The sequence below is a fragment of the Streptomyces aquilus genome, assembly GCF_003955715.1.
Lineage (GTDB): Bacteria > Actinomycetota > Actinomycetes > Streptomycetales > Streptomycetaceae > Streptomyces > Streptomyces aquilus.
The window spans coordinates 3780664-3807656 of record NZ_CP034463.1 but is presented as its reverse complement, the minus strand read 5'-3'; the positions used below and the strand labels follow the sequence as shown (position 1 = coordinate 3807656).

23 protein-coding genes and 2 pseudogenes are annotated in these 26993 nt (G+C 71.6%); 8 read left to right on the top strand and 17 right to left on the bottom strand.

The features are described from left to right. Positions 1–49 precede the first annotated feature (49 nt). Together EJC51_RS17450 and EJC51_RS17445 are read left to right on the top strand one after the other, a co-directional pair. Positions 50–1207 (top strand): glycosyltransferase, encoded by a 1158-nt coding sequence (locus EJC51_RS17450; RefSeq protein ID WP_126276999.1) that lies wholly within the window; start codon positions 50–52, stop codon positions 1205–1207. Positions 1208–1280: 73 nt separating this feature from the next. Continuing rightward, entirely contained in the window at positions 1281–1952 is a 672-nt protein-coding gene (locus EJC51_RS17445) for a hypothetical protein (RefSeq protein ID WP_126271925.1), read from the top strand. A gap of 81 nt (positions 1953–2033) precedes the next feature. Here the strand turns inward: EJC51_RS17445 and EJC51_RS17440 are convergent, their stop codons facing one another. Both EJC51_RS17440 and pepN read right to left on the bottom strand, forming a co-directional pair. Then, positions 2034–3080: a hypothetical protein gene (locus EJC51_RS17440; RefSeq protein WP_126271924.1), complete on the bottom strand. Its 1047-nt coding sequence runs from the start codon at positions 3078–3080 to the stop codon at positions 2034–2036. 228 nt (positions 3081–3308) lie between these two features. Next, entirely contained in the window at positions 3309–5882 is a 2574-nt protein-coding gene (gene pepN, locus EJC51_RS17435; protein WP_166682866.1) for an aminopeptidase N, read from the bottom strand. A 146-nt stretch (positions 5883–6028) separates the two neighbouring features. Here pepN and EJC51_RS17430 point away from each other — a divergent pair, with 146 nt between their 5' ends. Further along, positions 6029–6691: a mycothiol-dependent nitroreductase Rv2466c family protein gene (locus tag EJC51_RS17430; protein WP_126271923.1), complete on the top strand. Its 663-nt coding sequence runs from the start codon at positions 6029–6031 to the stop codon at positions 6689–6691. A gap of 3 nt (positions 6692–6694) precedes the next feature. Here EJC51_RS17430 and EJC51_RS17425 read toward each other — a convergent pair whose 3' ends face one another. The 4 genes and pseudogenes from EJC51_RS17425 to EJC51_RS17410 all read right to left on the bottom strand — a co-directional run bounded on the left by EJC51_RS17425 (position 6695) and on the right by EJC51_RS17410 (position 10236). Then, positions 6695–6922, bottom strand: coding sequence for a hypothetical protein (locus tag EJC51_RS17425; protein WP_126271922.1), 228 nt, complete (start codon positions 6920–6922; stop codon positions 6695–6697). A 137-nt stretch (positions 6923–7059) separates the two neighbouring features. After that, the gene (locus tag EJC51_RS17420; protein ID WP_126271921.1) at positions 7060–8478 is read right to left on the bottom strand and encodes an FGGY-family carbohydrate kinase; all 1419 of its coding nucleotides are present in this window, start codon (positions 8476–8478) and stop codon (positions 7060–7062) included. A 74-nt stretch (positions 8479–8552) separates the two neighbouring features. Beyond that, positions 8553–9424: pseudogene (locus EJC51_RS17415) on the bottom strand (NAD(P)-dependent oxidoreductase). Next, positions 9421–10236 carry a DeoR/GlpR family DNA-binding transcription regulator gene (locus tag EJC51_RS17410; RefSeq protein ID WP_126271920.1) on the bottom strand — a complete coding sequence of 272 codons (816 nt, stop codon included), beginning with the start codon at positions 10234–10236 and terminating at the stop codon, positions 9421–9423. Before EJC51_RS17410 ends, EJC51_RS17415 begins: the two are co-directional and overlap by 4 nt. A 182-nt stretch (positions 10237–10418) precedes the next feature. On the opposite strand from EJC51_RS17410, the gene EJC51_RS17405 reads away from it, so the two are divergent. Genes EJC51_RS17405 through EJC51_RS17395 form a run of 3 tightly spaced genes read left to right on the top strand, consistent with a single transcriptional unit; the run spans position 10419 to position 13264 of the window. Then, entirely contained in the window at positions 10419–11852 is a 1434-nt protein-coding gene (locus EJC51_RS17405) for an FGGY-family carbohydrate kinase (RefSeq protein ID WP_126271919.1), read from the top strand. Then, complete coding sequence (locus tag EJC51_RS17400; protein ID WP_126271918.1) at positions 11849–12475, top strand: histidine phosphatase family protein; 627 nt, start codon at positions 11849–11851, stop codon at positions 12473–12475. Before EJC51_RS17405 ends, EJC51_RS17400 begins: the two co-directional genes overlap by 4 nt. Before the next feature lie 12 nt (positions 12476–12487). Next, the gene (locus EJC51_RS17395; RefSeq protein WP_126271917.1) at positions 12488–13264 is read left to right on the top strand and encodes an SAM-dependent methyltransferase; all 777 of its coding nucleotides are present in this window, start codon (positions 12488–12490) and stop codon (positions 13262–13264) included. 117 nt (positions 13265–13381) lie between these two features. Here the strand turns inward: EJC51_RS17395 and EJC51_RS17390 are convergent, their stop codons facing one another. The 9 genes from EJC51_RS17390 to EJC51_RS49575 form a co-directional block, all read right to left on the bottom strand. Next, positions 13382–14029 carry a superoxide dismutase gene (locus EJC51_RS17390; RefSeq protein ID WP_126271916.1) on the bottom strand — a complete coding sequence of 216 codons (648 nt, stop codon included), beginning with the start codon at positions 14027–14029 and terminating at the stop codon, positions 13382–13384. Positions 14030–14133: 104 nt separating this feature from the next. Continuing rightward, complete coding sequence (locus EJC51_RS17385) at positions 14134–15513, bottom strand: amino acid permease (protein WP_126271915.1); 1380 nt, start codon at positions 15511–15513, stop codon at positions 14134–14136. A gap of 111 nt (positions 15514–15624) precedes the next feature. After that, entirely contained in the window at positions 15625–16515 is an 891-nt protein-coding gene (locus EJC51_RS17380) for a TauD/TfdA dioxygenase family protein (protein ID WP_126271914.1), read from the bottom strand. A gap of 12 nt (positions 16516–16527) precedes the next feature. After that, positions 16528–17862, bottom strand: a complete 1335-nt coding sequence (locus tag EJC51_RS17375; protein ID WP_126271913.1) for an LLM class flavin-dependent oxidoreductase — start codon at positions 17860–17862, stop codon at positions 16528–16530. Between the two features lie 34 nt (positions 17863–17896). Beyond that, positions 17897–18622 (bottom strand): ABC transporter ATP-binding protein, encoded by a 726-nt coding sequence (locus EJC51_RS17370; protein ID WP_126271912.1) that lies wholly within the window; start codon positions 18620–18622, stop codon positions 17897–17899. Continuing rightward, positions 18598–19437: an ABC transporter permease gene (locus EJC51_RS17365; protein ID WP_126271911.1), complete on the bottom strand. Its 840-nt coding sequence runs from the start codon at positions 19435–19437 to the stop codon at positions 18598–18600. Before EJC51_RS17365 ends, EJC51_RS17370 begins: the two co-directional genes overlap by 25 nt. Next, a complete protein-coding gene (locus tag EJC51_RS17360) occupies positions 19434–20501 on the bottom strand; it encodes an ABC transporter substrate-binding protein (protein WP_126271910.1) in 1068 nt (355 codons plus the stop codon). Before EJC51_RS17360 ends, EJC51_RS17365 begins: the two co-directional genes overlap by 4 nt. 179 nt (positions 20502–20680) lie before the next feature. Beyond that, complete coding sequence (locus EJC51_RS17355; RefSeq protein ID WP_126271909.1) at positions 20681–21868, bottom strand: ROK family protein; 1188 nt, start codon at positions 21866–21868, stop codon at positions 20681–20683. 66 nt (positions 21869–21934) lie between these two features. Next, on the bottom strand, positions 21935–22021 hold the full coding sequence (locus tag EJC51_RS49575; protein ID WP_373559756.1) for a putative leader peptide: 87 nt from the start codon (positions 22019–22021) through the stop codon (positions 21935–21937). A gap of 273 nt (positions 22022–22294) precedes the next feature. Here EJC51_RS49575 and EJC51_RS17350 point away from each other — a divergent pair, with 273 nt between their 5' ends. Next, complete coding sequence (locus tag EJC51_RS17350) at positions 22295–22873, top strand: biotin transporter BioY (RefSeq protein ID WP_126271908.1); 579 nt, start codon at positions 22295–22297, stop codon at positions 22871–22873. On the opposite strand, the pseudogene EJC51_RS17345 reads toward EJC51_RS17350, so the two are convergent. Further along, positions 22863–23706 (bottom strand): annotated as a pseudogene (locus EJC51_RS17345) (FAD-binding oxidoreductase); the annotation flags it as partial. The gene EJC51_RS17350 and the pseudogene EJC51_RS17345 overlap by 11 nt on opposite strands. A 169-nt stretch (positions 23707–23875) precedes the next feature. Then, positions 23876–24595 carry a hypothetical protein gene (locus EJC51_RS17340; protein ID WP_126276997.1) on the bottom strand — a complete coding sequence of 240 codons (720 nt, stop codon included), beginning with the start codon at positions 24593–24595 and terminating at the stop codon, positions 23876–23878. Between the two features lie 276 nt (positions 24596–24871). Here EJC51_RS17340 and EJC51_RS17335 point away from each other — a divergent pair, with 276 nt between their 5' ends. Continuing rightward, positions 24872–26953 carry a serine/threonine-protein kinase gene (locus EJC51_RS17335; protein ID WP_244362680.1) on the top strand — a complete coding sequence of 694 codons (2082 nt, stop codon included), beginning with the start codon at positions 24872–24874 and terminating at the stop codon, positions 26951–26953. The last annotated feature ends 40 nt before the right edge of the window (positions 26954–26993 follow it).

Genomic DNA, 26993 nt, shown 5'->3' with positions numbered 1-26993 from the left:
ATCTGAGTGCAAGGCGGGTGGTCGTGTGCGTACGGGACACGGACTGCGAGTGTTGTCGGTCTACGAGGGGTTCTTCTCCGGCGGTGCCCGGATCGTGCACACCGACGTGGTGCTGGGCCTGGTGGAGGGCGGCCAGCACCACCACGTGCTCAGCGTGCACGCGGAGATGTACCGGGAGGCCACCCGCCAGCGCATGCAGGACGACGCGTGTCATCGCGCGTTGACCTCGGCGGGCGTGGTGGTCTCCGCACTCGACCGGAGGCAGGGCGATCCGGCCGCCTTCACCGGGCCGGACCTGGCCGAAACGGCGAGGGCGATGGCGGCGGCGGACGTCATCCTGTCCCTGAAGGAGCAGCCGCTGGCCCTGCTGAACCAGTCCGGCCTGCCCCGCCGCCCGGTCGTCGTCTGCCTGCACCGCTCGGACCCGCAGAACCAGGGCGAGGCGCTGGACGCGCTGAAGGCGGCCATCGCCGACGGCACGGTCGCGGCCGCCGTCTGCTGCGCGGAGTCGACGAGAGCCGCGTACCAGGCGGCGGGCATCCCCGCCGAGCTCCTGCACGTCATCCCCAACGGCGTCGACCTGCTCCGCTTCCGCCCGGACGCGGCCCGCCGCCTCGCGCTCCGCGAGGACCTGCGCATCCCGGCGTCGGCCCCGGTGGTCGTCTTCGCCGCCCGCTACGACGCGATGAAGAACGTCCCGCTGTTCTTGCGGGCGGCGAGGGAGTGGCTGGACCGGGAGCCGGCCGGGCACGTCCTGATGTGCGGGGCGGGCATGACACCGGCCAACGCGGACCTGATGGCGGACCTGGGCACGCTGGACCGTTCCCGACTGCGTCTGCTGGGCGTGCGCCGGGACATGGAGACCGTGTACGCGGCCTCGGACGTGGTCGCCCTCACCTCCGCCTGGGGCGAGGCGGCCCCGCTCTGCCTGATCGAGGGCATGATGTGCGGCGCGGTGCCGGTGACGACGGACGTCGGCGACAGCGCGGCGATCGTGACCGGCCTCGGCTTCGTGACCCCGCCGGACCCGGCGGCGATCGCCACGGCCTGGACGGAGGCGGTGGCCGCCCGCCCGGACCGGGCGGGCGCCCTCGCGGCGAGCCGCGAACGCTTCAGCCGTACGAGGATGATCGCGTCGTACGCGGCCCTGCTGGACGGCATCCACACGGCCGCGACCCCCCGCCCGAGCCTCCCGGAACCGCTGTGACGGGGCCGGTGAAGCCGGACGCGACGGCGTTCCGACCGTGCCGGTTGTCGGTGGGCTCCGCTTGGATGGGGGCATGTCCGTTCACGCCCTGATCAGCCGCCTGCCCGCGATACCGGTCCTCCGCGACCGCTGCCGGGCCCTGGCCGTGCTCGACGCCGTCCTGTCCCCCGACTGGGAGGACCGGTACTTCTCGTACTCCGCCCGCTGGTCGCCCACCGAGGAGATGGCGTCGATGCGGGACGGGAGCGGCAACGAGTACGCGATCGTGTTCTCGCCGGCCGGCGCCTATGCCCGCGGCTTCGACCACGAGTCGCCGATGAGCCCGTACGCGCGGGAGGACCACGAGCCCTGGCCCGGCCTCTTCGACGGGCTCCCCGAGGTGTTCCGGCCGTATGTCACCGAGCCGTCCTTCACCGACGAGAACGGGACGCCGCTGGCCACGGTGTGCTTCTGGCGGGAGGCGGCCGACCCCGCCTGGCACGCCGGGGCGGTCGAGGCGGGCGGGGAGGACGACGGCAGCGCCGAGTGGCTCTTCGAGGTGCTGCTCGACGGACGGCCCGAGGGATACCGGGAGTTCGCCGAGGAGTACTACGAGACCGAGGTGGACCTCGACGCCGTACGCCATGTCTGGGCCCTGCGCCCGCTGACCGGGGCCGTGGTGTCCCGGCTCAACCCGTCCCCGGCCCCCCTGTCCCTGGACGATCTCGAAAAGGAGCTGGCCCTGATCGGCTACCCGGCGTCCTGATCCGCGCGCGAGGAGGGGCCGCCCGGTCCCCTCCGCCCGGCGGCCCCTCCTCTCCCCTCCTGGTCCCGCCCCGGTCCGTCACTACCGGGGCAGCACCACGACATACGCGGCCGGGTCGCGGTCGCCGGACGCCATCAGGGCCGTACGGACCACGGCCGCCTGCTGTTCCACCGACTCGCGGAGCTTCTTCGGGGTGATGTGGACGACCGTGATGCCGAGGCGCTCCAGGTGCTCGCGCTTGCGGGCGTACTCCGACCACAGCGCGTCGTCGTCCTGGCGCGGGGCGCGGGTGTCCAGTTCGACCGCCACGGCCTGCTCGGGCCAGTACGCGTCCAGGCCGCCGAGGTGCGGGCCGCCGGGCAGCCGCAGGTCGACGTTCCACACCGGGTCCGGCAGGCCGTGTTCGCGGACCATGCGGTAGAGGCGGTCCTCCGCGATCGCCCGGCCCTCGGCGAGCAGGGAGTCCACCGCGTCCACCACGTGCGGGCGGGACAGCAGCTTCGCCGCGTTCAACTCCCGTACCACCGCCGCCGGTTCGCAGTGACCGCCCCGGACGGCCTCGGTGAGCAGCCGGCGTACCGCGCCCGCGTCCGTCAGCTCCGACACCGCGTCCGCCAGCGCCCGCGGCACCGGCGCCACCGGGACGCCCGTCACCTGCTGCGGGGTCGGCAGGGACGCCGTACGGACGATCCGCGCGCTGCCCGTCGAGCGCAGCCGGCGCAGCCGCGGGACCAGGACGTCGATCTTGTCGACCGCCATCAGCGGCGGCGAGGACGTGAAGCCGTGCAGGGTCAGGGCCGCGAGGCCGGTCAGCATCGCCTCCGTGTACGTCGGGGCGTGCGCCTCCTCCGCGCCCGGCTGCGCCGGGACCCCCGCCGGGCGCTCCTTCGCCGCGTACATCAGGACCGCGTGCAGCCGCTCCTCGCTGGTCGGCGGGCCGGGGTGGAGCAGGATCACGCCCGGGAGGATCTGCTGCCAGGGGCCGCCGGGGCGGCACTGCTCGTTCACGTCGGCCGGCGAGATGCCGTGCGTGCGCAGCTGCGCCGTCGTCATCACCCGGCGGTGCACCTCCGAGAGGTGGCGGACCGGGCGGGGGGAGAGCGGGGGGACCGGGGTGTTGTGGTTCATGCAGCGGGGATTCCCGCCGCGGGACCGCCCTCTAACCGCTGTTACGTGCCTGTCGATAAATGCGGACAAGACGGCACTAAAGGACGGGTGTTCGGATGCCGAGTAGGCGGCGAAAACCCCTGGTCCGAATGGGGTGGACCAGGGGTTACGGCCGTTATTGACTGAACTTCGTAACGGCTACCTACCGCCCAAGCTCAGGGCAGAGATCGGGCTTTGGAGCGCGGTTCCTCAGCCCGCCTTCGCGTCGCACGCCTGCCCCCGCAGCGCCCGGGCCAGGTCGTCCCGCGCCTCCAGGACCAGCCGGCGCAGCGCCGGCGGCGCGTCCTCGTGCGCCGACAGCCACGCGTCCGTCGCGGTGAGCGTGTCGGGGGAGTCCTGGAGCGAGGGGAACAGGCCCCGCACCACGTCCATCCCGATCTGGATCGACCGGTCCGCCCACACCCGCTCGATCGCCGCGAAGTACTTCTGGGCGTACGGCGCCAGCAACTCCCGCTGCGAGGACTGGTTCCAGCCCCCGATCGTCGCCTCCACCAGCGCGTTCGACAGCGCGTCCGACTCCACCACCTGCGCCCACGCCTGCGCCTTCACCGCCGCCGACGGCCGCGAGGCCAGGCAGCGGACCTGGTGGCGCTTGCCGGACGCGGTGTCGTCGCGGGCCAGCTCGGCCGCCAGCACCTCCTCGTCCGCGACCCCGTGCGCGGCCAGCGGACCGAGGAACGCCCAGCGCAGCTCCTGGTCGACCGTCAGACCGTCGATCTTCGCCGACCCCTCCAACAGGCCCTGGAGCAGCCGGAGATCGGCCTCGCCGGACGCCGCGGACGCGAAGAACCGCGCCCACGCCAGCTGGTGCTCGCTGCCCGGCTCGGCCAGCCGCAGCTCCTTCAGCGCGCCCTCGGCGAGCAGCCGCTCACCCGTCGGACGCCACTCGGGCGCCACATAGTTGACCAGCGAGGAGTGCGCCCACGCGTGGAGCATCTGGAGCACGCCGATGTCCGACTCGCGGCCCGCGAAGCGCAGCACCAGGTCCACGAAGTCGCGGGCCGGCAGCAGCGCGTCCCGCGTCATGTTCCACAACGCGGACCAGCACAGGGCGCGGGCGAGCGGGTCCGTCAGATCGCCGAGGTGCGCCTTCAGTGTCTCCAGCGACCCCGTGTCGAACCGCGTCTTGCAGTACGTCAGGTCGTCGTCGTTGACCAGCACCAGCTCCGGCGCCTCGGCACCCACCAGCTCCGGCACGACCGTACGCGGCCCGTCGACGTCCACCTCCACGCGCGCGTACCGCTCGACGGCGCCGTCGGCGCCCTTGCGGTACAGGCCCACCGCGATCCGGTGCGGGCGCAGTTCGGGGTGCGACTCGGCGGCCTCCTGCAACACCGCCAGCTCGGTGATCCGGCCCTCGGCGCTCAACAGCACCTGCGGGGTGAGGGAGTTGACGCCCGCCGTCTGGAGCCAGGACCGCGACCACGCCGCCATGTCCCGGCCGCTGGTCTCCTCAAGGACCGACAGCAGATCGCCGAGGCGCGTGTTGCCGTACGCGTGCCGCTTGAAGTAGCGCCGCGCGCCTTCGAGGAACGCGTCCTGCCCGACGTACGCCACCAACTGCTTGAGCACGGAGGCGCCCTTGGCGTACGTGATGCCGTCGAAGTTGAGCTTCGCGTCCTGGAGGTCGCGGATGTCGGCGGTGATGGGGTGCGTGGAGGGCAGCTGGTCGGCGCGGTACGCCCAGGCCTTGCGGCGGTTGGCGAAGGTGATCCAGGCGTCCTTGAAGCGGGTCGCGCCGACGTTGGCGAACGTGCCCATGAAGTCCGCGAAGGACTCCTTCAGCCACAGGTCGTCCCACCACACCATGGTGACCAGGTCGCCGAACCACATGTGCGCCATCTCGTGCAGGACCACGTTGGCCCGGCCCTCGTAGGACGCCTGCGTCACCTTGCCGCGGAAGATGAACTCCTCACGGAAGGTGACCAGTCCCGGGTTCTCCATCGCGCCGAGGTTGTACTCGGGCACGAACGCCTGGTCGTACTTCCCGAACGGGTACGGGTAGTCGAAGTGGTCGTGGAAGAAGTCCAGGCCCTGCTTGGTGACCAGGAAGATGTCGTCGGCGTCGAAGTGCGGGGCGAGCCCCTTGCGGCACATCGCGCCGAGCGGGATCTCCAGCGTGCTGCCGTCGGCGAGGGTGCGGGAGTAGGAGTCGGTCACGTAGTGGTACGGACCGGCCACCACGCACGTGATGTACGTCGAGATCGGCTTCGTCTCCGCGAACCGCCACACGCCGTCCGCGTGCTCCCCGACCCCGTTGCTCCACACCGTCCACTCCTCCGGCGCCCGCACCTCGAAGCGGAACGGGGCCTTGAGGTCGGGCTGCTCGAAGCCCGCGAAGACCCGGCGGGAGTCGGCCGGCTCGTACTGCGTGTAGAGGTAGACCTCGCCGTCCTCGGGGTCGACGAAGCGGTGCAGCCCCTCGCCGGTGCGGGAGTAGGCGCACTGGGCGTCCACCACGAGCTCGTTCTCGGCGGCGAGGTCCTCCAGCGTGATCCGGGAACCGTCGAAGACCTCGCCCGGGTCGAGATCACGGCCGTTGAGGGAGACGGAGGTCACACTCGGCGCGATCAGGTCGGCGAAGCTGGTGGCGCCGGGCTCGGCGCAGCGGAAGCGGATCGTGGTGACGGACCGGAAGGTGCGCGGGGACTCGTCGCCGTCCTCCGCGGCCGAACGCACGTCGAGGGACACGTCGTACCCGTCGACGGACAGCAGGGCGGCCCGCTCCCGGGCCTCGTCACGGGACAGATTCTCACCGGGCACGGGCGGCACTCCCTGAAGTCGACAGCGGGTGTTCGGTATGTGGACAGCACCGATCCTGCCATGTGCCCCTGACGCTCGGGAGCAGGGAATGGGGTGCGGGTGGACGGCGTTGTCCGTACGAATCGAACACTTTCCTTAGGAGACGCATGTCCGAGACCGCGAGCACCTCCGCGAAGACCCCCGTCGACTTCTGGTTCGACCCCCTGTGCCCCTGGGCGTGGATGACCTCGCGGTGGGTGCTGGAGGTGGAGAAGGTCAGGGACATCGAGGTGCGCTGGCACATCATGAGCCTGGCCGTGCTCAACGAGGACAAGCTGGACCAGCTGCCCGAGGAGTACCGGGACATGCTGGCGACCAAGGCGTGGAAGCCGGCGCGGGTGGTGACCGCCGCCTGGCAGAAGCACGGCGCCGACGTCCTCGGCCCGCTCTACACCGCGCTCGGCACCCGCTTCCACAACAACGGCGAAGGCCCGACGCTGGAGGCCATAGCCGGTGCCCTGGCCGACGCCGGGCTGCCCGCCGACCTGATCGACTACGCCGACCAGAAGGACTTCGAGTTCGACGCCGAGCTGCGCGCCTCCCACAAGGAGGGCATCGAGAAGGTCGGCCAGGAGGTCGGCACCCCCGTCATCGCCGTCCCCGGCCCCGACGGCGAACAGATCGCCTTCTTCGGCCCGGTCGTCACCCCGGCCCCCAAGGGCGACGACGCGGTCCGCCTCTGGGACGGCACCCTGGCCGTCGCCTCGGTCCCCGGGTTCTACGAGATCAAGCGCACCCGGACGAAGGGCCCCGACTTCAGCAACCTGTAGGGATCACTCCGCGGGCTCGGCGGCCGGGTTCCGGAACTCCTCCGGGAGCCGGGCGCCGTCGCGCTGGTTGTGCGCGGGCTGGTAGAAGCGGCAGCCCGCGGAGGTGCAGCGCCACAGGTCGGTCCTGCCGCGATGCCGCTGCTCGACCACCGTCCACTCCCGGCCTTCGAGCTTGCGGAACTTCCGGTCGTACTTCTTGCAGGTCGGGCAGTACTTCTTCTCGAAGAACATCGGCCCCTCCTCGGCTCCGCCCGGCGATCACCACCGGCTCCGGACGTCGGTCCTCACCGCGTCGACCCCGAGTTCGTAGTACAGCGCGTACGCGCCGGACGCGCCCCCGAAATCGCTCGCTCCGCTGCCTCGGTTCTTCAGATCCGCGCCCGTGCCCGGGCCGCGTCCAGCCGCGTCAGATGGTCGTCGTAGCCCTTCGCGTAGTACGCCGCCCGCCCGGGGTCCGGCTCGACGATCGTCGTCGGTCGGGTCCACGCGGCGGTGTCCAGCGCGACCCCGTACCGCTCCGCCGCCGCCAACACCGCGCCCCGCGCGCCCACTTCGCCCTCCACGACCCGCAACGGCCGTCCCAGCACGTCCGCCAGCAGCCGCATCCAGGCGGGGCTGCGGGTGCCGCCCCCGCACACGGCGAGCGAACCCGTCAGGCCCGCCGCCTCCAGACAGTGCCGGGCCGCGTAGCCGATGCCCTCGCAGGTGGCTCGGACGAGGTCGGCCGGGGTCGACTCCAGGGAGACGCCGGTGAGTTCGGCCCGCAGGCGGGGCTCGACGAAGGGGGCGCGTTCGCCGGAGGGCGCGAAGTAGGGGAGGACGCGGACGCCGTTCGCGCCGGGCGGGGTGTCGGCGAGGAGGGAGTCGACCTCGTCATGGGCGATCCGGGTCGTCGACAGCACCCAGTCCAGGGCGGCCGTACCGACCATCGCGGGCATCGCGCGCAGCCAGTGGCCGGGGCGGTCGGTGGAGATGTGCAGGCCGGCCGGTTCGCCGGTCAGGTCGAGACCGGTCGTGGCGACGAGGGCGGCCAGACAGGTGCCGACGATCAGCAGGCCGTCGCCGGGTTCCGTGACACCGGCGCCGAGCGCGCAGGCCGCGAGGTCGTAGGGGCCGTTGGCGAGAGGGGTGCCGGCGGGCAGGCCCTCACCCCGCGCCGCGCCCGTGGCGACCGGGTCGCTGATCGGGGCGAGCAGACCCCGGCGGTGGGTCAGGCCGAGGAGTTCCACGACACGGTTGTCGTAGGCGCGGGTCCTCGGGTCCAGGAACGGCATCGACGCGTCCGACACGTCGGTCGTCGCGCGGGGCGCGCCGGTCAGCCGCTGGAACACCATGTCCTTGCAGTAGACGGCCGCCGTCGCCGCGGCCAGGGACTTCGGGTCGTGACTGTCCAGCCAGGCGAGCAGGGGGCCCGGGCAGCCGGGGAACATGGCGCTGCCGGTGCGGCGGAAGACGGTCTCGAAGGTGCCGTCCGCGAGCCAGCGGTCGACGAGTTCGGCGGCCCGGCCGTCCATCCAGGAGACGGCGGGCCGGACGGGACGCCCGTCCCGGTCCAGCAGCCACACGCCGTCCCCCTGGCCGGTGAGCCCGGCCAGCTCCACCGCCTCGCCGGTCACCTCCTCCAGTACGGCGACGACGGCCCCGTACACCTCGTCCATGTCCTGCTCGACCGTCCCGCCCCGCATGCTGAGCCGCACCGGCCGGGCGGCGACCTTGAGCTCACGGCCCTCGGAGTCGAAGGCGGCGGCTTTCACGGTGGACGTACCGACGTCGATCCCGACGTACATGTATATGGCTCCTTCGCCTGCGGGGCGCTCTCAGCCGGTCGGTGGCTCCGGCAACGCCCTTGGGACTGTGGGCGTCAGCTGAGTGAGTGGGCCAATGGTTCCCCCCTGACCCAGCGGCCTACCTCCGCCGCCGCGGCAGCCGCACCCTTTTCGGCCACCGCGCGGCTCGCCCCGCCCAGGTGCGGGGTGAGCACGACCCGGTCGGCCAGGCCGAGCAGGCGGGAGCCGGGCGGGAGCGGTTCCTGTGCGTAGGTGTCCAGGGCCGCCGCCGACACCTGGCCGCTTTCCAGGGCGTCGCACAGTGCGCCCTCGTCGAGGAGGGGGCCGCGGGCCGCGTTGACGACCACCGCGCCGGGTGGGAGGAGGGCCAGCTCGCGGGCGCCCAGCAGGCCGCGGGTTTCCGGGGTGAGGCGGGCGTGCAGGGTGATCGCCCTTGAGCGGGACAGGAGTTCGTCCAGGGACGTCACGCGCAGGCCGTGGATCTCGCCGCGGACATGGGGGTCGTGGACCGTCACCCGCGCGCCGAACGCGCACAGCACGCGGGCCACCCGGCTGCCGACCGCGCCGTAGCCGACCAGGCCGATGGGGAGGTCCTCCAGTTCCAGGCCGCTGTGTTCGTACGTGTAGTACGCCGCGCCCTTCCAACTGCCCTGCCGGGCCAGCAGGTCGTGGGACTGGGGGATGCGGCAGACCACGACCAGCCGCAGCCGCTCGGCGGCGGAGTCCAGGACGCGTTCGGTGACCGGCGCCATCTGGGGGACCAGGACCTCCGCGCCCTCCAGGGCCGCGATCACCTCGTCCTCCGTACCGCACGCCTCCTGTACCTCGGCCACCGGGCCGAACGGCTCCAGGGGCCGGCCGAGCGTCAACTCCCGAGGGCCCGGGCGATCAGCCCCGGCCGCACGAAGTGGTCGCCGGCTGTCAGTACCTGTAAGGGGTCGCTCATCGCGGGTCGTCGCCGCCCCTCGTCGCACAGACCTCGTAACGGACCTTGTGTTCGTCCAGGTCGCGCAGCGCGTCCGCCGGTGCCCCGTCGTCGACCAGCAGCAGGTCGAAGCGGGAGAGGGGGGCGACGCGGTGCAGGGCGGTCCGGGCGAGTTTGGTGTGGTCGATCAGCAGGACGTTGCGGGCGGCCGAGTCGAGCATCGCCCGCTTCACCGACACGATGTGCTGCTCCTGGTGGTAGGCGTACCCCCCGTGCACGGCCGACGTGGACGCGAAGCAGACGTCCACCCGCAGCGACTGGATCGCCTCGACGCAGGAGACGCCGAGGAAGGAGGAGTGCAGGGGGTCGTAGTCGCCGCCGAGGGCCATGAGGTGGATGCCGCGCTGGTCGGCGAGGAGGTTGACGGCCTCCAGGAAGTTGGTGACGACCGTGAGCGGGGTGACCTCGCCGAGGCGGAGGCGGCGGGCTATCTCCAGGGCGGAGGTGGAGTCGTCCAGCATGATCGCCATGCCCGGCTCGATCAGCCCCAGCGCGTGCTCGGCGACCGCCGCCTTCTCCGCGCGCATGGTCTTCAGCCGGTACTGCACGTTCGACTCGAAGACCCCGGACGGCTGGGCCGTCACCCCGCCCCTGAACTTCCGCACCATTCCCTGCCGTTCGAGCTCGTCCAGGTCGCGGTGGATGGTCATCAGGCTGACCCCGAAGTGCTCGGCGAGCTCGGCCGCGGTCGCCGAACCGTCGGCGAGGACCCTTTCGGCCATGGCGGCCTGGCGGGCCGCGGGGCCCTGGGGTGCGTTGCCCGTGGAGCTCATGCGGTGATCCTTCGCCCTGGACACTGCGGCCGGTCGGCCTCGAACAGCGTGCTCGGACAACACATCGAGACGACTCGATAACAGAGGGTGTAACGGCGGAAGACGGCCGTCAACCCCTCGCGCCCACCCACATATCGGGGCAGAGTGAGAAGTTCACGGTTCTGGATGTGCGGGAGGCCGGGATGGAGCAGGAGACGTGGCTCGGGATCGACCTCGGGACGCAGAGCGTCCGCGCCCTGCTCGTCACGGCCGACGGCACGGTCCTGGGCAGCGGCTCGGCCCCGCTGCGCGGGCGGCGTGACGGCGTACGGCACGAGCAGGACCCGGGGGAGTGGTGGACGGCGGTGTGCGTGGCGTCCCGGGTGGCGCTGGGCGAGCGCCCCGGCAGGGTCGGCGGGCTCGCGGTGTGCGGGACGTCCGGGACCGTGCTGTTGACGGACGGCGGCGGGCGGCCGGTGACCCCGGCGCTGATGTACGACGACGGGCGGGCGTGGGCGGAGGCGGAGCGGCTGCGCGGGGCGGGCCTCGCGGTGCAGAACACCTGGGGGCTGCCGAAGGCCCTGTGGCTGCGCCGCGTGCACGGCCCGGGCCGGATCACCCACCAGCCCGACGTGATCACCGCCCGCCTCACGGGCGGCCCCGTCCCCACCGACTCCAGTCACGCCCTGAAGACGGGGTACGACGTGACGGGCGACGCCTGGCCGCACCTTCCGGGTGTGCCGGAGCTGCCCGACGTCGTACGCCCCGGCACCCGCCTCGGCGAGGTCTGCGCGAGTGCCGCCGAGGCCACCGGTGTCCCGGTCGGCACTCCGGTCATCGCCGGCATGACGGACGGCTGCGCGGCCCAGATCGCGGCCGGTGCCCTGCGCGCGGGCTCCTGGAACTCGGTGCTCGGCACCACCCTGGTCCTCAAGGGCGCCTCCCCGACGCCGGTCCACGACCCGACCGGCGTGGTCTACAACCACCGGGCCCCCGACGGGAGTTGGCTGCCCGGCGGCGCCTCGGGCGTGGGCGCGGGCGTGCTGACGGCGGCGTTCGCGGGGGCGGACCCGGCGGCGATGGACGCACGGGCGGCGCGCCACGAACCGGCCGGGGCGATCGCCTACCCCCTGGTCTCCCCGGGCGAACGCTTCCCCTTCCTGGCGCCCGGCGCGACCTCCCTGCTCCTCGGCGAACCCGCGGGCGAGGCCGATCTGTGGGCCGCGCTCCTCCAGGGCATCGCCTTCACCGAACGGCTCTGCCTGGACTACCTCCACCACCTCGGCGCCCCCCTCGACGGCCCCCTCACCTTCACCGGCGGCGCGGCCCGCAGCCCGTACTGGAACCAGCTCCGCGCCGATGTCCTCGGCCGCGAGGCACGGGTGCCGGAACAGACCGAACCGGCCCTGGGCATGGCCGCGTTGGCGGCGCACGGGGTGACCGGAGAGACACTCCCCGACATCGCCGACCGCATGGTCCGCGTCCGCACGGTCGTCACCCCCCGCCCGGACCGCACGACCCGCTTCACCGAGCCGTACGCCCGCCTGGTCGACGAACTCGCGGTCCGGGGCTGGCTGCCGCCCCCGGTCGCGGCGCATGCGCACGCCCGTCTCGGCCGGGATACTGCGGACTCATGAGCAGTACGACCCTCCTCCTCGCCCGCCACGGCCAGACCGTCTGGCACGCCGAGAACCGCTACGCCGGCGTCAGCGACATCGCGCTCACCGACGAGGGCCGCGCCCAGGCCGAGGCGCTCGGACGCTGGGCCGCCGCCCACCCCGTGGACGCGATATGGACGTCCACGGTGTCCCGGGCCATCGCCACCGCCGCCCCCGCCTGCCGCGCCCTCGGCCTCACCTCCCACCCCGAACCCGACCTGCGTGAATGCGACTTCGGGGTTCTGGAGGGCCGTACGCTCGCCGAGTTCGCGGCGCAGGACCCCCAGGCGGCGGAGGCGTTCCGGAGCGACCCCGTGGCGCACCCGTTCCCCGGCGCCGAGGACCCGAAGGAGGCGGCGGAGCGCGGCGTCGCCGCCCTGCGCCGCATCGCGCGGGCCCATTCCGGCGAGCGCGTCCTCGTCGTGGCCCACAACACCCTGCTCCGGCTGGCCCTGTGCCGGCTGCTGTCCATCCCGCTGGGCGAGTACCGCCGGGTCCTCCCGCGGTTGCGGAACGCGGCGATCACCGAACTCCGGGTGACCGCCACGGGATCCGCCGCACTTCTCTCCCTCAATGTGCCGTGCGACCTGCGTCTTCCGTAGCACCATGGGCACATGACGGAGATCGACACCTCGGTACCCCATTCGGCCCGGATCTGGAACTACTGGCTCGGCGGCAAGGACAACTACCCGGTGGACGAGGAGGCCGGCGACGCCTACACCGCCGTCTTCCCCGGCATCGTCACCATCGCCCGCAGCAGCCGTGCCTTCCTCGGCCGCAGCATCCGGTATCTGGTGCAGGAGGCGGGCGTACGCCAGTTCCTGGACGTCGGCACCGGCCTGCCGACCGTCGACAACACCCATGAGGTCGCCCAGCGGATCGCCCCCGAGGCGAGGATCGTCTACGTCGACAACGACCCGCTCGTCCTGACCCACGCCCGCGCCCTGCTCACCTCCACCCCGGAGGGCGTGACGGCGTACGAGGACCTGAGCCTGTACGAGCCCGAGCGCATCCTGGAGCAGGCGGGCAAGACCCTCGACCTCTCCCGGCCCACCGCCCTGATCCTCAGCGGCATCCTCGGCCATGTCGCCGACTACGACCTGGCCCGGGACCTCGTCACCCGCCTCCTCGCGGGCCTGCCCTCCGGCAGCTTCCTGTGCGTCAACGACGGCTCCCGCGGCACCGACCCGGACTACGAACAGGCCCAGGACGCCTACAACGAGACCGGTGCCGTCCCCTACTTCCTGCGCCCGGTCGAGCAGATCACCGCGTTCTTCGACGGCCTGGACCTGGTGGAGCCGGGCGTCGTCTCCGTCCCCCTGTGGCGCCCGGACGCCGGCAGCACGCCGGAGCCGATCGGCCAGCACGGCGGTGTGGGCCGCAAGCCGTAGGCGCCCCGCACACCGGAAGGCCCCCGCGAGTCACGTCCTCGCGGGGGCCTTCCGTCCTGCCGCCTGCCACGTGAAGGGTGAGAAGACGATCACGAGCAGGACGTATTCATACACCCGTCAGGGCGCGAGCAGCAGCACATCCGCGCGGGACCTGGCCGCCTCGTAACGCCGGGCCACGTCCTGCCAGTTGACGACGGCCCACATGGCGTCGATGAAGTCGACCTTCTGGTTCCTGTACTGGAGGTAGAAGGCGTGCTCCCAGGCGTCGAACACGAGGATCGGCACCGCGCCCTGGCCGACGTTGCCCTGGTGGTCGTAGACCTGCTCGACGACCAGCCGCCCGCTCACCGGCTCGTACGCGAGCACACCCCAGCCGGAACCCTGTGTGGTCGCGGCGGCCTTGGTGAGCTGCGTCTTGAAACCGGCGTACGACCCGAAGGACTCGGCGATCGCGTCGGCGAGGTCCCCGACCCCGTCGGCGGCGAGCGGCTCACCGCCGCCGTCCTTCGGGCCGGTCATGTTCTGCCAGTAGATCGAGTGCAGGATGTGCCCGGACAGATGGAAGGCCAGGTTCTTCTCCAGCCCGTTCAGGGCCGCCCACTGCTCCTTGTCCCGTGCCTCCGCGAGCTGCTCCAGCGTGTCGTTGGCGCCCTTCACGTACGCCGCGTGGTGCTTGTCGTGGTGCAGCTCGATGATCTCGGGGCTGATCACGGGGGCGAGCGCGGAGTAGTCGTACGGCAGTTCAGGCAGCGTGTAGACGGGCATGACGGGTCCCCTCAAGAGCTTGTTGCAAGTAGCTTGCAATAACAAGCTAACAGCAGAAAGCCCCCGTGCGGATCACACGGGGGCTTTCGGGGGGTTGCGCGAGGTCAGTTCACGGCCCGCCCGCGCTGCCACGCATAGCCCACGGCCGCCAGTACCACCGTCATGACGCCGGTCGAGTACAGCTGCACCCGGGTGTCCGCCTCCCGCGCCATCAGGACGAAGATCCCGGCCATCCCGGCCAGCGCCACCCACGTCAGCGCCGGGAACGCCCACATCCGCACGGTCAGCTTCTGAGGCGCCTCCCGCTCCAGCTGCCGGCGCAGCCGCAGTTGCGAGACGGCGATGAGGATCCAGACGACCAGGATGACCGCGCCGATCATGTTGAGCAGCCAGGAGAAGACGTCGTCCGGGCGCCAGTAGCTCAGCACCACGCACCCGAACCCGAACACCGAGGACACCAGTACGGCGACCCGCGGCACCCCGCCCGACACCCGGCCCAGCGCCTTCGGGCCCTGCCCGCGCTCCACCAGGGAGTAGGCGATGCGCGAGGAGCCGTAGATGTTGGCGTTCATCGCGGACAGCAGGGCGACCAGGACGACCACGTTCATGAGCTGTCCGGCGCCCGGGATGCCGAGGGAGTCGAGGGCGGCGACGTACGGGCCCTTCTCGGTGACCGCCCGCGAGTCCCACGGGACCAGCGTCACGATGACCGCCATCGAGCCGATGTAGAACAGCGCGATGCGCCACATGGCCGTGCGGACCGCGCTCGCCACGCCCTTCACCGGGTTCTCCGACTCCGCCGCCGCGATGGTGACCGTCTCCAGGCCGCCGTACGCGAACACGGAGGCGAGGACGCCGATGATCAGCCCCTCGCCGCCGTTCGGCAGGAACTCCGTCAGGTGCGAGGTCCCCGGAGAGTCCGTGCCCGGCAGCACGCCCGCGATCGCCAGCACCCCGAGCACCAGGAACAGGCTGATCGCCCCGACCTTCAGCGCCGCGAACCAGAACTCGAACTCGCCGAAGTTCCGCACGGCGGCGAGGTTCGTGGCGCAGAAGACGACCATGAACAGCGCCACCCACGCCCACTCCGGCGTCCCCGGCAGCCACCCGGTCACGATCTTCGCCGCGCCGATGCCCTCCAGGCCCACGGCCGTGCAGAGCAGCACCCAGAAGGACCAGCCGGCGGTGAAGCCCGCCCAGGGGCCGATCGCGCGCTCGGCGTGCGCGGAGAAGGAGCCCGACGACGGATAAGCGGCCGACATCTCGCCCAGCATCCGCATCACCAGCATCACGAGGAGCCCGGAGAGCGTGTAGGCGAGGACGATCGACGGACCGGCGGCGGCGATGCCCGCGCCGGAGCCCACGAACAGACCGGCGCCGATGACACCGCCGAGGGCGATCATCGACAGGTGGCGCTGCTTGAGGCCGTGGGAGAGTGCGGTGCCGGGCTCGGGCGGGGCCTCGACGGGGGTGGTGCTGGGCATGAGCGCGATTCGTCCAGTACGTGAGACGGCAAAACGCCCACAGTCTGGGCGGCCTCTCCGCTCAGAAGGAGAGACCGCCCAGTATGCGGACGCCGCCCGTACCGGCTGTGACTAGGCCGCCACGCTCGTGTAGTGCGAGGCGTCGCCCTCCACGGAGTAGCTCTCCTTGCCCTCGATGCCGACCGGGATGTCACCGGCGACGGTCACCCGGTGCAGCCGGCGGGCCTGGCGGTCGTAGTTGTCGACGGCGTAGTGCTGGGTGATGCGGTTGTCGAACAGGACGAGCTGGTTCGGCGACCAGCGGTGGCGCAGGATGTGCTCCGGCCTGACCACGTACGACTGGAGCAGGTCAAGGAGCGTGCGCGACTCCGTCACCGACAGGCCCACGATGCGCTGCGCGAACCCGCCGATGAACAGCCCGCGTTCACCGGTCAGCGGGTGGACGCGGACCACCGGGTGGGCGGTGCGGTACTTGATCGACGTGAACTGGGCACGCTGGGCGGCCTTCTTCTCGTCGATGTCCTCCGCCGGTACCGCGTAGTCGTAGTCGTTGGTGTGCTCGGCCCACAGGGTGTCCGCCAGCTGCCGCAGCGGGTCCGGCAGACTCCGGTACGCCGCAGCGGAGTTGGTGATCAGGGTCTCGCCGCCGTACGGCGGGAGCGTGAGGCTGCGCAGGGTGCTGGCCTGCGGCGGGTTGAGGACGAAGGTGACGTCCGTGTGCCAGTGGCTGGCGCTGCCCTGCTCGCTGTCGACGGGCAGCACGTTCGCCGCGCCGTCGACGGCGGGCACCGTGGGGTGGGCGGTGGTGAGGTCGCCGAAGTGGCGGGCGAAGGCCTGCTGGCCCTCGTCGTCGAGGTGCACGTCGTCGAAGACGAGCGCCTTGTGGACGTTGAGGGCCTCGCGGAGGGCGGCGACGGTCTCGCCGTCCAGCGGCCCCGCGATGTCCACCCCGGACACCTGGGCGCCGATGTGGGCGGTGACCTTGCGGATGTCGAGCGTCATGATCGGGTCCTCTCAGACGAGCGTGGCGGTGTACTGGTTGGCGGGGCGGGGGAGGCCGTAGCGCTCCCGCAGGGTGCGGCGCGGACCGTACTCCTCGCGGAGCAGGCCGCGGGCGCGCAGGATCGGGACGACGTGGTCGACGAAGAGATCGAGGCCGGAGGGCAGCACGGCCGGCATGATGTTGAAGCCGTCGGCGGCGCCGAGCGTGAACCAGCGCTCGATCGCGTCGGCGACCTGCTCGGGCGTCCCGGCGAAGGTGAGATGCCCGCGCCCGCCGCCGAGCCGCCCGATCAGCTGCCGTACGGTGAGCCGCTCACGCCGGGCGAGCCCGACGACCAGCGTGTACCGGCTCTTGGCGCCCTCGATGGCGTCCTCGGAGGGCAGGTCGGCGGGGAGCTCGGCATCCAGCTCCAGGGTTCCGGCGGGCAGTTGGAACAGCCGCTCCAGGTTGGCCACCCCGTGCTCGTGCACGATGTGGTCCTCCAGCTCCTGCTCCGCCGCCCGCGCCTCGGCCTCCGTCGAGGCGAGGACCGGGACGATGCCGGGCAGCACCTTGAGGTGCTCGGGGTCCCGGCCCGCCCGTACGACACGGGACTTGAGGTCGGCGTAGAAGTCCTGCGCGTCCTTGAGCGTCTGCTGGGCGGTGAACACCGCCTCCGCGTACCGGGCCGCGAACGCCTTGCCGTCCTCGCTGGAGCCCGCCTGCACCAGCAGCGGGTAACCCTGCGGTGAGCGCGGCACGTTGAGGGCGCCCTCGACACTGAAGTACGTCCCCTGGTGCCGGGGCGGGTGGATCTTCGTGTCGTCGCCCCAGACGCCGGACGCCTTGTCGGCGACGATCGCGTCGTCCTCCCAGCTGTCCCAGAGCTTCAGCGCCACGTCCAGGAACTCGGCGGCACGCGCGTACCGTTCGGCGTGCGCGGGTTCCGCGGCGAGGCCGAAGTTGCGGGCCGCCTCGGCCCCTGCGGTCGTGACGATGTTCCAGCCCGCCCGGCCGCCGCTGATGATGTCCAGCGAGGCGAACTTGCGGGCCAGGTTGTAGGGCGAGTTGTAGGACGTGGACGCGGTGGCGATCAGGCCGATGTGCTCGGTGGCCGTGGCCAGCGCGGTGAGCAGCGTCAGCGGCTCCAGGGCGCCCGCGGGCCGCTGCGAGACCGTGCCCCACAGCTGCGGGCCGTCGGCGAGGAAGAGCGAGTCGAAGGTGCCGCGCTCGGCGCTCCGGGCCAGCCGGACGTAGTGGTCCAGCTCGACATGCGCGTACGGATCGCTCTCCGGGAGCCGCCAGGACGCCTCGTGGTGGCCGGTGTTCATCAGGAACGCGTTGAGATGCAGCTGTTTGGTGGTCATGCGTGGTTCTCCTCCGTCGCACGGGGGCCGATGGTCATGCGTGGTCCTCCGTCACTCCGAGCGCCTTCAGCAGCCGCTCCCGGTACTCGCCCAGCAGCGGATCGCGGTACGACCGCGGATGCGGGGGCTCGATGGCCAGGTCGAGGCCGATCCGCCCCTCCTCCAGCACCAGCACCCGGTCGGCCAGCACGATCGCCTCGTCCACGTCGTGCGTGACCAGCAGCACCGACGGCCGGTGCCGCTCCCACAGCTCCCGCAGCAGGGCGTGCATCTTGATCCGGGTCAGGGCGTCCAGCGCCCCGAACGGCTCGTCGGCGAGCAGCAGTTCGGGCTCCCGGACCAGCGACCGGGCCAGCGCCGCCCGCTGCGCCTCCCCGCCGGACAGCTCGTTCGGCCAGGCCCGCTCCCGCCCCTTGAGCCCCACCTCGTCGAGCGCGGCACGCCCCTTTTCGGTGCCGTCCGTGCCCAGCAGGACGTTGTCCAGGACCCGGCGCCAGGGCAGCAGCCGCGAGTCCTGGAAGACCACCGATATCCGCTCGGGGGCGGTGAGCTGCCCGCTTCCGACGACCTCGTGGTCCAGGCCCGCGATCGCCCGCAGCAGGGTGCTCTTGCCGGAACCGCTGTGCCCGAGCAGGGCGACGAACTGTCCGGCGGGGATGTCCAGGTCGATGCCGTCGAGGACCGTACGCTGGTCGAACGACCGGGTCAGGCCCCGGAGTCGGACGGCGGGCCGGGTCAGCTGCTCAGTGAGCGTCGCCATGACAGCACCTTCCTTTCGATGAGGCGGACCGCGCTGTCGGAGACGAGACCGAAGACGCCGTAGACGACCAGGCCGACGAGGATGACGTCCGACTGGCCGTAGTTCTGGGCCTGGAACATCAGGTAGCCGAGCCCGCTGGTGGCGTTGATCTGCTCCAGCACGACCAGGCCGAGCCAGGAACCGGTGACACCGAGCCGGAGTCCCACGAAGAATCCGGGCAGCGCGCCGGGGATGACGATCTGCCGGATGAACTGGAACCGGTTCAGCCCCTGTACCTCGGCGAGTTCGACGAACCGGCTGTCGATGCCGGCCAGCGCGGCATGGGTGTTGAGGTAGATCGGGATGTAGACGACGATCGCGATGATGGCGATCTTGAAGGTCTCGCCGATGCCCAGCCAGAGGATGAACAGCGGGATCAGACCGAGGGTGGGGATCGCCCGGTTGAGGTTCACCGTCCCGTCGATCAGCGCCTCCCCGACCCGGCTCAGCCCCGCCGCCAGCGCCAGCGCGACCCCGGCGACCAGGCCGATCGCGAAGCCGGAGGCGGCCCGCTGGAGCGAGGTCAGGATGTCGTCCGCAAGGGTGCCCTCGGTCCACAGCCGGGCGCCCGTCTCCAGCACGTTCCAGGGCGCCGGGATCGCCCCCGGGTCCAGCCGGCCGGCGGCGGAGGCGGCGGCCCACAGGGCGAGCAGCAGCACCGGGCCGATGAGCCGGGCGGCGGGCAGCCGGCGACCGGGGGAGAGGCTGCGGCGCCTGCGGCGTACCGCCGGCGGGGCCTCGGTGACGGCGGGGGCCGTCGTCGTCACGGCGCTCACTTCCGGTACTCCTCGGACACGGACCGCGCGGCGATGCCCTCGAAGCGGTGGTCGAAGAGCGAGGCCACGTCGAACTTCTTCACGAAGCCGCCCTCCGCCAGCAGATCGGCGGTCTCCTGCTCCCACCGGATCGCCTCTCCCCAACTCGGCGGGAACAAAGGCTTGTTGGCGAGGTCCGAGATCGACTTGGCCTGGGCGGCGGTCAGGTTCTGCGTCTTGACGTAGAACTCCTCGTTCCAGACGTCCGGGTTCTCGTACGCCCACACGGTGCCCTTCGCCCAGTACGGGATGTACGCGGCGACCGCGGCGGCCTTCGCCTCGTCGTTCAGCACGGAGGTCGGCGCCCACAGCAGGTTGAGGAGGTCGACGACGTCGGTGGTGATGAGCCGGGCGCCCTTCGCCTGGTACTGCGCGATGTACGCGGGCGACTGGGTGTTGGGCAGCGGGGCGATGTCCACCTGGCCCGACTGGAGCGCGGTGAGGAACTGGTTGCTGGTCAGCGGGACCAGCTTCACCTCGTCGTAGGCCAGCCCGGCCTTCTTCAACGCCCGCAGCAGCACGACCCCTTGGGCCTGGCCCTGCGAGAACGCCAGCTTCTTCCCCTTGAAGTCCCGCACCGAGCGGATGTCGCTGCCGGGCTTGGTGGCGAAGACGTAGTTGGGCCTGCGGGTGATGTTGATCGCGACGATCTTCGCGTCGAAGCCCTGGTAATGCGCCTGGATCGGCGGAATTCCCGCGTTGTTGGCGAGGTCCAGGGACTTGGCGCGGAAGGCGTTGATGACATCGGGACCGGCGGCGACATTCACCCAGCTGGAGACCTTGAACGGGAGCTCGCCCAACTCGGCCAGCTTGAACTGGAGTTGCTGGGTGCCTTGATACGAGGAGATCCGCAGGGCGGTGCCTGGTGGGACCTTGTCGGCGAGCGGCGCGGTCGAGGCGCCCTCGTCGCTCGTGGCGGCACTGGACTCGGCGCAGCCGCTCAGCCCGGCGACGCCGGCCGCGGCGCCCACGAGCGAGGTGAGGAACAGTCGTCGGTCCATTCCGGACGTACGGGAAATGGGCATGGGAGGACTCCCTGAATTGGTGCATGAAAAGGCGCGGGGAAGGAAATTCACGCGGCAGAAACGAGCGCGTCACACGGGGCAGCGTGTCAGCAACAGAAGGCGCGACAGTGCAGGTGAGGGCTCATGAACACGATGCTCGCGGCCTCGCGGAACCCCTGTCAACATTCGGAGTTTCTGAATTAAATCCGCTCAGGTGACACGGTCAGCGGGTCCCGGTAGAGCACGTCGAGCGCCACCGCTCCACCCGCCACCGCGAGCACCGCGTCCGGGAAACTCGTCGGGATCACCGACCCCGACCGACCGGCCCCGACCTCCTCGCGCAGCGCCGCGAGGCAGTCCTCCCGATGGACCGCGCCGACCTCGGTGACGACGACCACGTCCGGATTGAGGACGTCGAGCAGCAGTCCCGCCGCCCGCCCCGTCATCCGCGACCGCTCCACCAACAGCCGTACCGCCACCGCATCGCCGTCCGCCGCCGCCCGCACGAGATGCATCGGGTTCACCCCGGCGATCACCCCGGCGGCCCGCGCCTTCCGGCACAACGTCCGCTCGCTCAACTCCACCTGGAGGCAGCCGGTCCGCCCGCACTCGCACGGCTCCGCTCCACCCGGCACCGGCAGATGGGCGATGACGCCCGCCTGCGAACGCGGCCCGTGATGCACCTCGTCATGGGTGGCGAACGCCGCGTCCACCACATTGCCGACGAACAGTTGCAGCACGCTCCGGCTGCCGCGCGCCCGCCCGAACAGGCGCTCCGCGTTCACCAACGCCCGCGCGTGCCCGTCCACATGGACCGGCAGCCCGGTGTGCGCGCCGAGCAGCTCCCGCACCGGTACGTCACGCCAGCCGAGCAGTGGATGCTCGACGACCGTGCCGGTCTCCCGGTCCACCCAGCCCCCGGCCGCGAAGCCCACGCCGAGCGGCCGGCACCCGGGGTGCGCCGCCAGCAGCGCGCCCAGCCCCTCGGCGGCCCGTGCAAGGACCGGCGCCGGATCGGTGCCGTCCGCGTGCTTGAGCTCCCGCGAGGCCACCACCCGCCCCCGCAGATCCAGCAGCGCGACCGTCGTATGGGGCACCGCCACATGGACTCCGCCCACGACGAAACGCGAGGAGTCCAGGTCGACCGGCACATGGGGGCGCCCCACACCGCTGGTCCGCCGGGGCACGGCGGCCTCCTCGATCAGCCCGAGCCGGGTGAACCGGGCACAGTAGTCCGTCACGGACGCCGGGGACAGCCCGGTCAGCCGGGCGATGGTGGAGCGCGCCACCGGTCCGTGCTCCAGCACGGACCGCAGGACGACACTCGCGCTGGTCCGCCGCCGGTCACTGTCGGCGGCGCGGGCCAGGGGAGACGTAAGGGTGGGCATGGTGATCACCTCGGGGGGCCGGTCCGACACTGCGCCGTACGCGAGGGGCGAGACCGGATCGGGGCCTCACCCGGGACGGCGACAGGCGGCCGCGCCCACGCGCCGCAGGTCGACATGGCGACGCGACGTGAGGAAGAGGGCCTGGGCAACCATGGCTCGAAGGGTAGGCGGCACCGACCGGATCCGGCCAGAGCGCCCCCACCCCTTTGGTGGGACCCTACAGACGCCGTTCACATTCGACACGTGAGTGAAACGTCCCGGCCTCAGTGACCGGCATCACGCCGTACCGGGTGTAACGGACACCCTTTGTATGGAGACCACCAACCCGCGACTCCAGCCTTTGTCGAGCGCTGACGGTGATCGACGCGAGCCGCCCGGGATAGCGTCGCGATGTCCGGTCCCTGTCACCCACCTCGCGGAGTCCCCATGAGCACCGCCGTCGCCCCCGTCCGCCCCGGCCAGGTCCTCGCCGACCTGCTCCCGGCCTCCCGCGTCCGCGACATCGCGCTCGTCGTCGGCGGCGCCGCGCTCACCGGCCTCGCCGCCCAGATCTCCGTGCCCGTGCCCGGCTCCCCGGTGCCGGTGACCGGCCAGACCTTCGCCGCCCTGCTCGTCGGCACCACGCTCGGCGCGGGCCGCGGCTTCCTCTCCCTCGCGCTGTACGCCATCGCCGGCGTCGCGGGCATGCCGTGGTTCGCGGGCGCCACCTCCGGCTCGGCCGCCCCCTCCTTCGGCTACATCCTCGGCATGATCCTCGCCTCCACCGTCGTCGGCGCCCTGGCCCGCCGCGGCGCCGACCGCTCCGTGCTGCGCACGGCCGGCGCGATGCTGCTCGGCGAGGCGATCATCTACGCCGTCGGCGTCCCCTACCTCGCCGTCGCCACCGGCATGTCCGCCTCCGCCGCCGTCGCGGCCGGCCTCACCCCGTTCCTGCTCGGCGACGCCCTCAAGGCGGCCCTGGCGATGGGCCTGCTGCCGAGCGCGTGGAAGCTCATCAAGCGCTGACGCCCCAGCCGTCACCGAAGAGGTTCGCCGGGTCGTACGTCGACTTCACCCCGGCGAGCCTCTTCCGCGTCCGAGGGTCGTACAGCCCCTCGCCCCGATCCCCGGCCCCGAAGGCGAAGTTGACGGCCCGTCCGAGGGTGCGCGGCGCGAGCACCTCGAACGCCGGATCGAGCAGGGCCCGCGCCTTCGCCCGTTCCCCCATGGTCAACAGCCGCACCAGGAACCGCCCGTCCCGCCACGGCACCGAGTTCCCGGCGGGCCGCGCGAGCGCCCCACCGGGATGATTGACCTGTACGACGACCATGGAACCGACCTCTGGCCCTGTGAGCCGCAGGAACTCCCCGCCCGCGTCCGCCGCGTCCAGCTCACTCAGCACCGCGCTGTCCCCGTAGTAGGCGCACGGAGACGACGTACCGCCCACGCAGATGCGGCGGCGACGCCGGCGGATCCGGGTACGGTACGGCGGCGAAGGACGAGGTCAGCCCGTCCGGCACGGTCCGCGTCCAGGCCTCGTACGCCCGCAGCACGGCCGCCGGATCGACCCGCCGCCCGTCGACCGCGAGCGAGCCGCCGTACAGCGTCCGCACCGGGACGAGCCCGATCTCCGACTCGGTGACCACACCCAGGCGGTGGCCGCCGCCGAGGAGCGCCCGGTACAAGTCGGAGCCGGGGGTGGCATGGTGCACGCGCCCGTCGCCGGTCACCACATCGAGCCACCGCACATGATCGGCTGCGTACCCGAACTCCCGCGCCGGGATGCCGAGTCCACCGCCCAGCGTGGAGGAGACGGCACCGACGCCCGGTGCCGACCCACCCCCACTGCTCAACGCGTGGGAGATTCCCGGCGACGGACAGCTTCCGGTCGGCCGCGTGACGGACGGCGGCATAACCTGACACCCGCCGTCAGGTTATGCGGCCGCGTGACGGACGGCGGCATAACCTGACACCCGCCGTCAGGTTATGCCGCCATGTGTCCGTCAGTGTCTGTCGGTGTCCGTCCGGTCAGATCTCCTGCCGCGGCCGCCGCGTCGACCACCACAGCCCGGCCACACCGGCCGCCATCAGAGCCGCGCCGGCCGCCCCCGCCGGGAGCAGATCGCGCGCGACACCGGTCTTCGGCAGCTGGTCACCGCCGGGCCCCACCGGCTTGTTGTCGGTACCGAGGAGCAGCGGGGTGGCCGGGGCGTTCGGCGACGGATTCGTCGTACCGAACGGAACCGGGCCCTGCTGCCAGTACGTCTTCTTCCCGTCGCCGGTCTGCACCGGCAGACAGATCTTCCCGGTCTTGTCGAGATCGAACGACGCGTCGACGGCGTACGACTTCGACTTACCGGCCGCGAGATTGTCGATCGGGCAGACGAAACCGCTGTTCGAGCCCTCCGGCAGATCGCTTTCGGCAATCGAGGAGCAGCCTTGAACGCTATTGACCGTGAGGCCGTCGAAACCGACGACCAAAAGCTGGATCTTTCCGCTGTCCTTGGTCCCTTCGTTCTTCACCGTGGCGGTGATGTCCGTCTTCTCGGACTTGTTGTCGACCGAGATCTGTTCGGGCAGCAGCGTGGTCAGCTTCACGCCGTCCGGCGCCTCGTCGACAACCTTTCCCCCCTTGCTGCTTCCGGGCCCCTGGTCATCCGCGCCGGCGGTGCCGGAAAGGATCAGCACGGCCGAGAAAGATGCCGTGACCAGCGATCCCGCGATGGTCGTCATGCGACGAGAACTCATGTTCGTCCCCCTTGGCTGCGCCTGAATTCGCAGTACTTGAAGAGCTACCACAAGATTTCTCCGCACTATGCTGGTACGGCGCGAAGTGTGACCATTGTGTTGAAGTAGGCGTTGACCGGTGCACGGTGGAGGGGGTGCGACGGATTGCCGGGGAATATGGGAAACGCGGGAAGCGCGGGGAACACGGGGAACACGGGAAACACCCGGAGCGGCGGGGCGCCGGGGATCCTCGTGGCGAGCCGATATCGCCTGGTCGAGAGTATCGGTCAGGGGGGAATGGGGCGGGTGTGGCGGGCCGCCGACGAAATGCTCGACCGGCAGGTCGCGGTCAAGGAAATGCGCATCGACGGTCTCGACGCGGAGGACACCCGCACCCGCCGTGAACGCACCCTGCGCGAGGCCCGCGCGACGGCACGCATCGACCATCCCAACGTCGTGCGGATCTACGACGTCGTGGACGAGGGCGAACGCCTGTGGATCGTCATGGAGTTGGTGGCGGGCCGCTCCCTGGAACGGATGATGGCGGAGGACGGCCCGCTCGGCCCCCGGGAGGCGGCCCGGATCGGCATCGGACTGGTGACGGCGCTGCGGCAGGTGCACGCACGCGGCGTCCTGCACCGGGACATCAAGCCGGGCAACGTGCTGGTGGAGGGCGCCGGCCACCGCGTGGTCCTCACGGACTTCGGCATCGCGGCCATCCAGGACGCCAAGGCGCTCACCATGGTCGGCATGCTGGTCGGTTCCCCCGACTACATGGCCCCCGAACGCATCGCGGGCCGCCCGCAGGGCCCACCGTCCGACATCTGGTCACTGGGCGCGACGCTGTGCGCGGCCCTGGGCGGCCGGTCCCCCTTCTCCCGGGACACCACCCTCGCAACCCTCCACGCGGTGTTGTACGAGGAGCCCGAACTCCCCGCCGGGGCAGGACCGTTGCGCCCCATCCTGGCCGCACTCCTGGACAAGGATCCGGACCTGCGCCCAGGCCTGGACGAGGCGGAAGAGGCACTCACCCCGACGGCATTCCCACCACCGACACCGACGGTACGGGTGGGAAGGGAGGCCGACGAACCCCCCTCAACCCCAACCCCCGTCCAGGACACACCCACCCCGGTCTTCCCCTGGCCGAGGCCAGAACTCCCCACGCCCCCTTACCTGAACGCCTCACAACTCCCGGCCCACCTGCCGCCCACCCCCACACCCGACCGGAAACCACCCCACCCCGACACCCACAAGCCACCACACACAGACGCCACTCCACCACCCACCCCCGGCACCGAGCCCCACAAGGGCCCACCGCCCCCCACGGATGCCGCAGACGCCCAGTCCGGCCAGGCGCCGTTCGCTCCCATCCACGATCCCGCACCCGCCGCGGGCCCCGACCCCGGCGAGGGCCCACCGGCCCCTGCGCATGCCGCCGACGCCCCACCCCGCCAGGGACCCTTCGCTCCCCCCTACGACCCCGCACCCGCAGCCGACGCCCAACCCCGACCGGCGCCCTTCGCCCCCACCCACAACCCCGCACCCGCCACCGGCGTCCAACCCCCACAGGGGCCACCCGCACCCGACCACGAAAGTCGCACGGGTGGTGCGGGTGGGAAATCGATCCGGGCCGAAGGCCCGGCTCCCGCCCCCACCCACAACGCCTCCTCAGAGGCTCACGGCGGCATCTCCCTCATCCGCTCAGAGGCCGTCACCGAACGACGCCCCCTCCCAGCACCCCCACACCGCCCCCACCCACGAACCCGCACCCGCCTCCTCACCGTCGCAGCCCTCACCACAGCCGCCGCGGTGATCACCACCGTGATCCTGCTGAACGCCAACTCACCCGGCACGAAAGACGAGGCACAAGGCACCCCCACCCCGACACCCACCTCGACAGCCCCCGCCTCCGCCTCCCCGTCCCCCACAGTCGAAGGCACCTCACGCCCCCGGTCCCTCCCACCCGGCGCCCACCGAGAAGCCGGCGGCTTCGCCTGGGCAACCCCCCAGGGGTGGCGCAGAGATGTGAAGACAGGTGCGGAGGTGCACTACACCTCCCCCGACGGCACCCAGGAACTCGCCGCGCTGTCCGCCCTCGCCCGAGGCGACCTGATGGACACCTGGAAGACCTCGGAGCAGAACGCCCACCAGGGCCAGGACTACCGAAAGATCCGCTTGGAGGACACGGAGTTCCAGGGCCACCCGGCGGTGGTCTGGGAATACACGTTCACGCTCAAGGGCGTCCCCTGGCACGCCCGCCTGCTCGGCTTCAACGCGGACGGCAAGTCGTACCAGGTGAACACGTGGTACCAGCCGCAGACGGAGACGCAGGCACTCAAGACGTACGAGAAGGCCAAAAACAGCTTCACGGTGCTGTAGCAGCCGAAGAAGCCACAGCACCGTGAAGGATCCAGGACGA

Bases quoted from the DNA above. Each gene is read 5' to 3' on its own strand.
- EJC51_RS17440 (WP_126271924.1), bottom strand. From the start codon at position 3,080: ATGAACCACAACACCCCGGTCCCCCCGCTCTCCCCCCGCCCGGTCCGC.
- EJC51_RS17360 (WP_126271910.1), bottom strand. From the start codon at position 20,501: ATGCCCATTTCCCGTACGTCCGGAATGGACCGACGACTGTTCCTCACC.
- EJC51_RS17355 (WP_126271909.1), bottom strand. From the start codon at position 21,868: ATGCCCACCCTTACGTCTCCCCTGGCCCGCGCCGCCGACAGTGACCGG.
- EJC51_RS17410 (WP_126271920.1), bottom strand. From the start codon at position 10,236: ATGAGCTCCACGGGCAACGCACCCCAGGGCCCCGCGGCCCGCCAGGCC.
- EJC51_RS17375 (WP_126271913.1), bottom strand. From the start codon at position 17,862: ATGACCACCAAACAGCTGCATCTCAACGCGTTCCTGATGAACACCGGC.
- EJC51_RS17335 (WP_244362680.1), top strand. From the start codon at position 24,872: ATGGGGCGGGTGTGGCGGGCCGCCGACGAAATGCTCGACCGGCAGGTC.
- EJC51_RS17425 (WP_126271922.1), bottom strand. From the start codon at position 6,922: ATGTTCTTCGAGAAGAAGTACTGCCCGACCTGCAAGAAGTACGACCGG.
- EJC51_RS17390 (WP_126271916.1), bottom strand. From the start codon at position 14,029: ATGCCCGTCTACACGCTGCCTGAACTGCCGTACGACTACTCCGCGCTC.
- EJC51_RS17400 (WP_126271918.1), top strand. From the start codon at position 11,849: ATGAGCAGTACGACCCTCCTCCTCGCCCGCCACGGCCAGACCGTCTGG.
- EJC51_RS17370 (WP_126271912.1), bottom strand. From the start codon at position 18,622: ATGGCGACGCTCACTGAGCAGCTGACCCGGCCCGCCGTCCGACTCCGG.
- EJC51_RS17445 (WP_126271925.1), top strand. From the start codon at position 1,281: ATGTCCGTTCACGCCCTGATCAGCCGCCTGCCCGCGATACCGGTCCTC.
- EJC51_RS17430 (WP_126271923.1), top strand. From the start codon at position 6,029: ATGTCCGAGACCGCGAGCACCTCCGCGAAGACCCCCGTCGACTTCTGG.
- EJC51_RS17420 (WP_126271921.1), bottom strand. From the start codon at position 8,478: ATGTACGTCGGGATCGACGTCGGTACGTCCACCGTGAAAGCCGCCGCC.
- EJC51_RS49575 (WP_373559756.1), bottom strand. From the start codon at position 22,021: ATGGTTGCCCAGGCCCTCTTCCTCACGTCGCGTCGCCATGTCGACCTG.
- EJC51_RS17340 (WP_126276997.1), bottom strand. From the start codon at position 24,595: ATGAGTTCTCGTCGCATGACGACCATCGCGGGATCGCTGGTCACGGCA.
- EJC51_RS17395 (WP_126271917.1), top strand. From the start codon at position 12,488: ATGACGGAGATCGACACCTCGGTACCCCATTCGGCCCGGATCTGGAAC.
- EJC51_RS17380 (WP_126271914.1), bottom strand. From the start codon at position 16,515: ATGACGCTCGACATCCGCAAGGTCACCGCCCACATCGGCGCCCAGGTG.
- EJC51_RS17385 (WP_126271915.1), bottom strand. From the start codon at position 15,513: ATGCCCAGCACCACCCCCGTCGAGGCCCCGCCCGAGCCCGGCACCGCA.
- EJC51_RS17350 (WP_126271908.1), top strand. From the start codon at position 22,295: ATGAGCACCGCCGTCGCCCCCGTCCGCCCCGGCCAGGTCCTCGCCGAC.
- EJC51_RS17405 (WP_126271919.1), top strand. From the start codon at position 10,419: ATGGAGCAGGAGACGTGGCTCGGGATCGACCTCGGGACGCAGAGCGTC.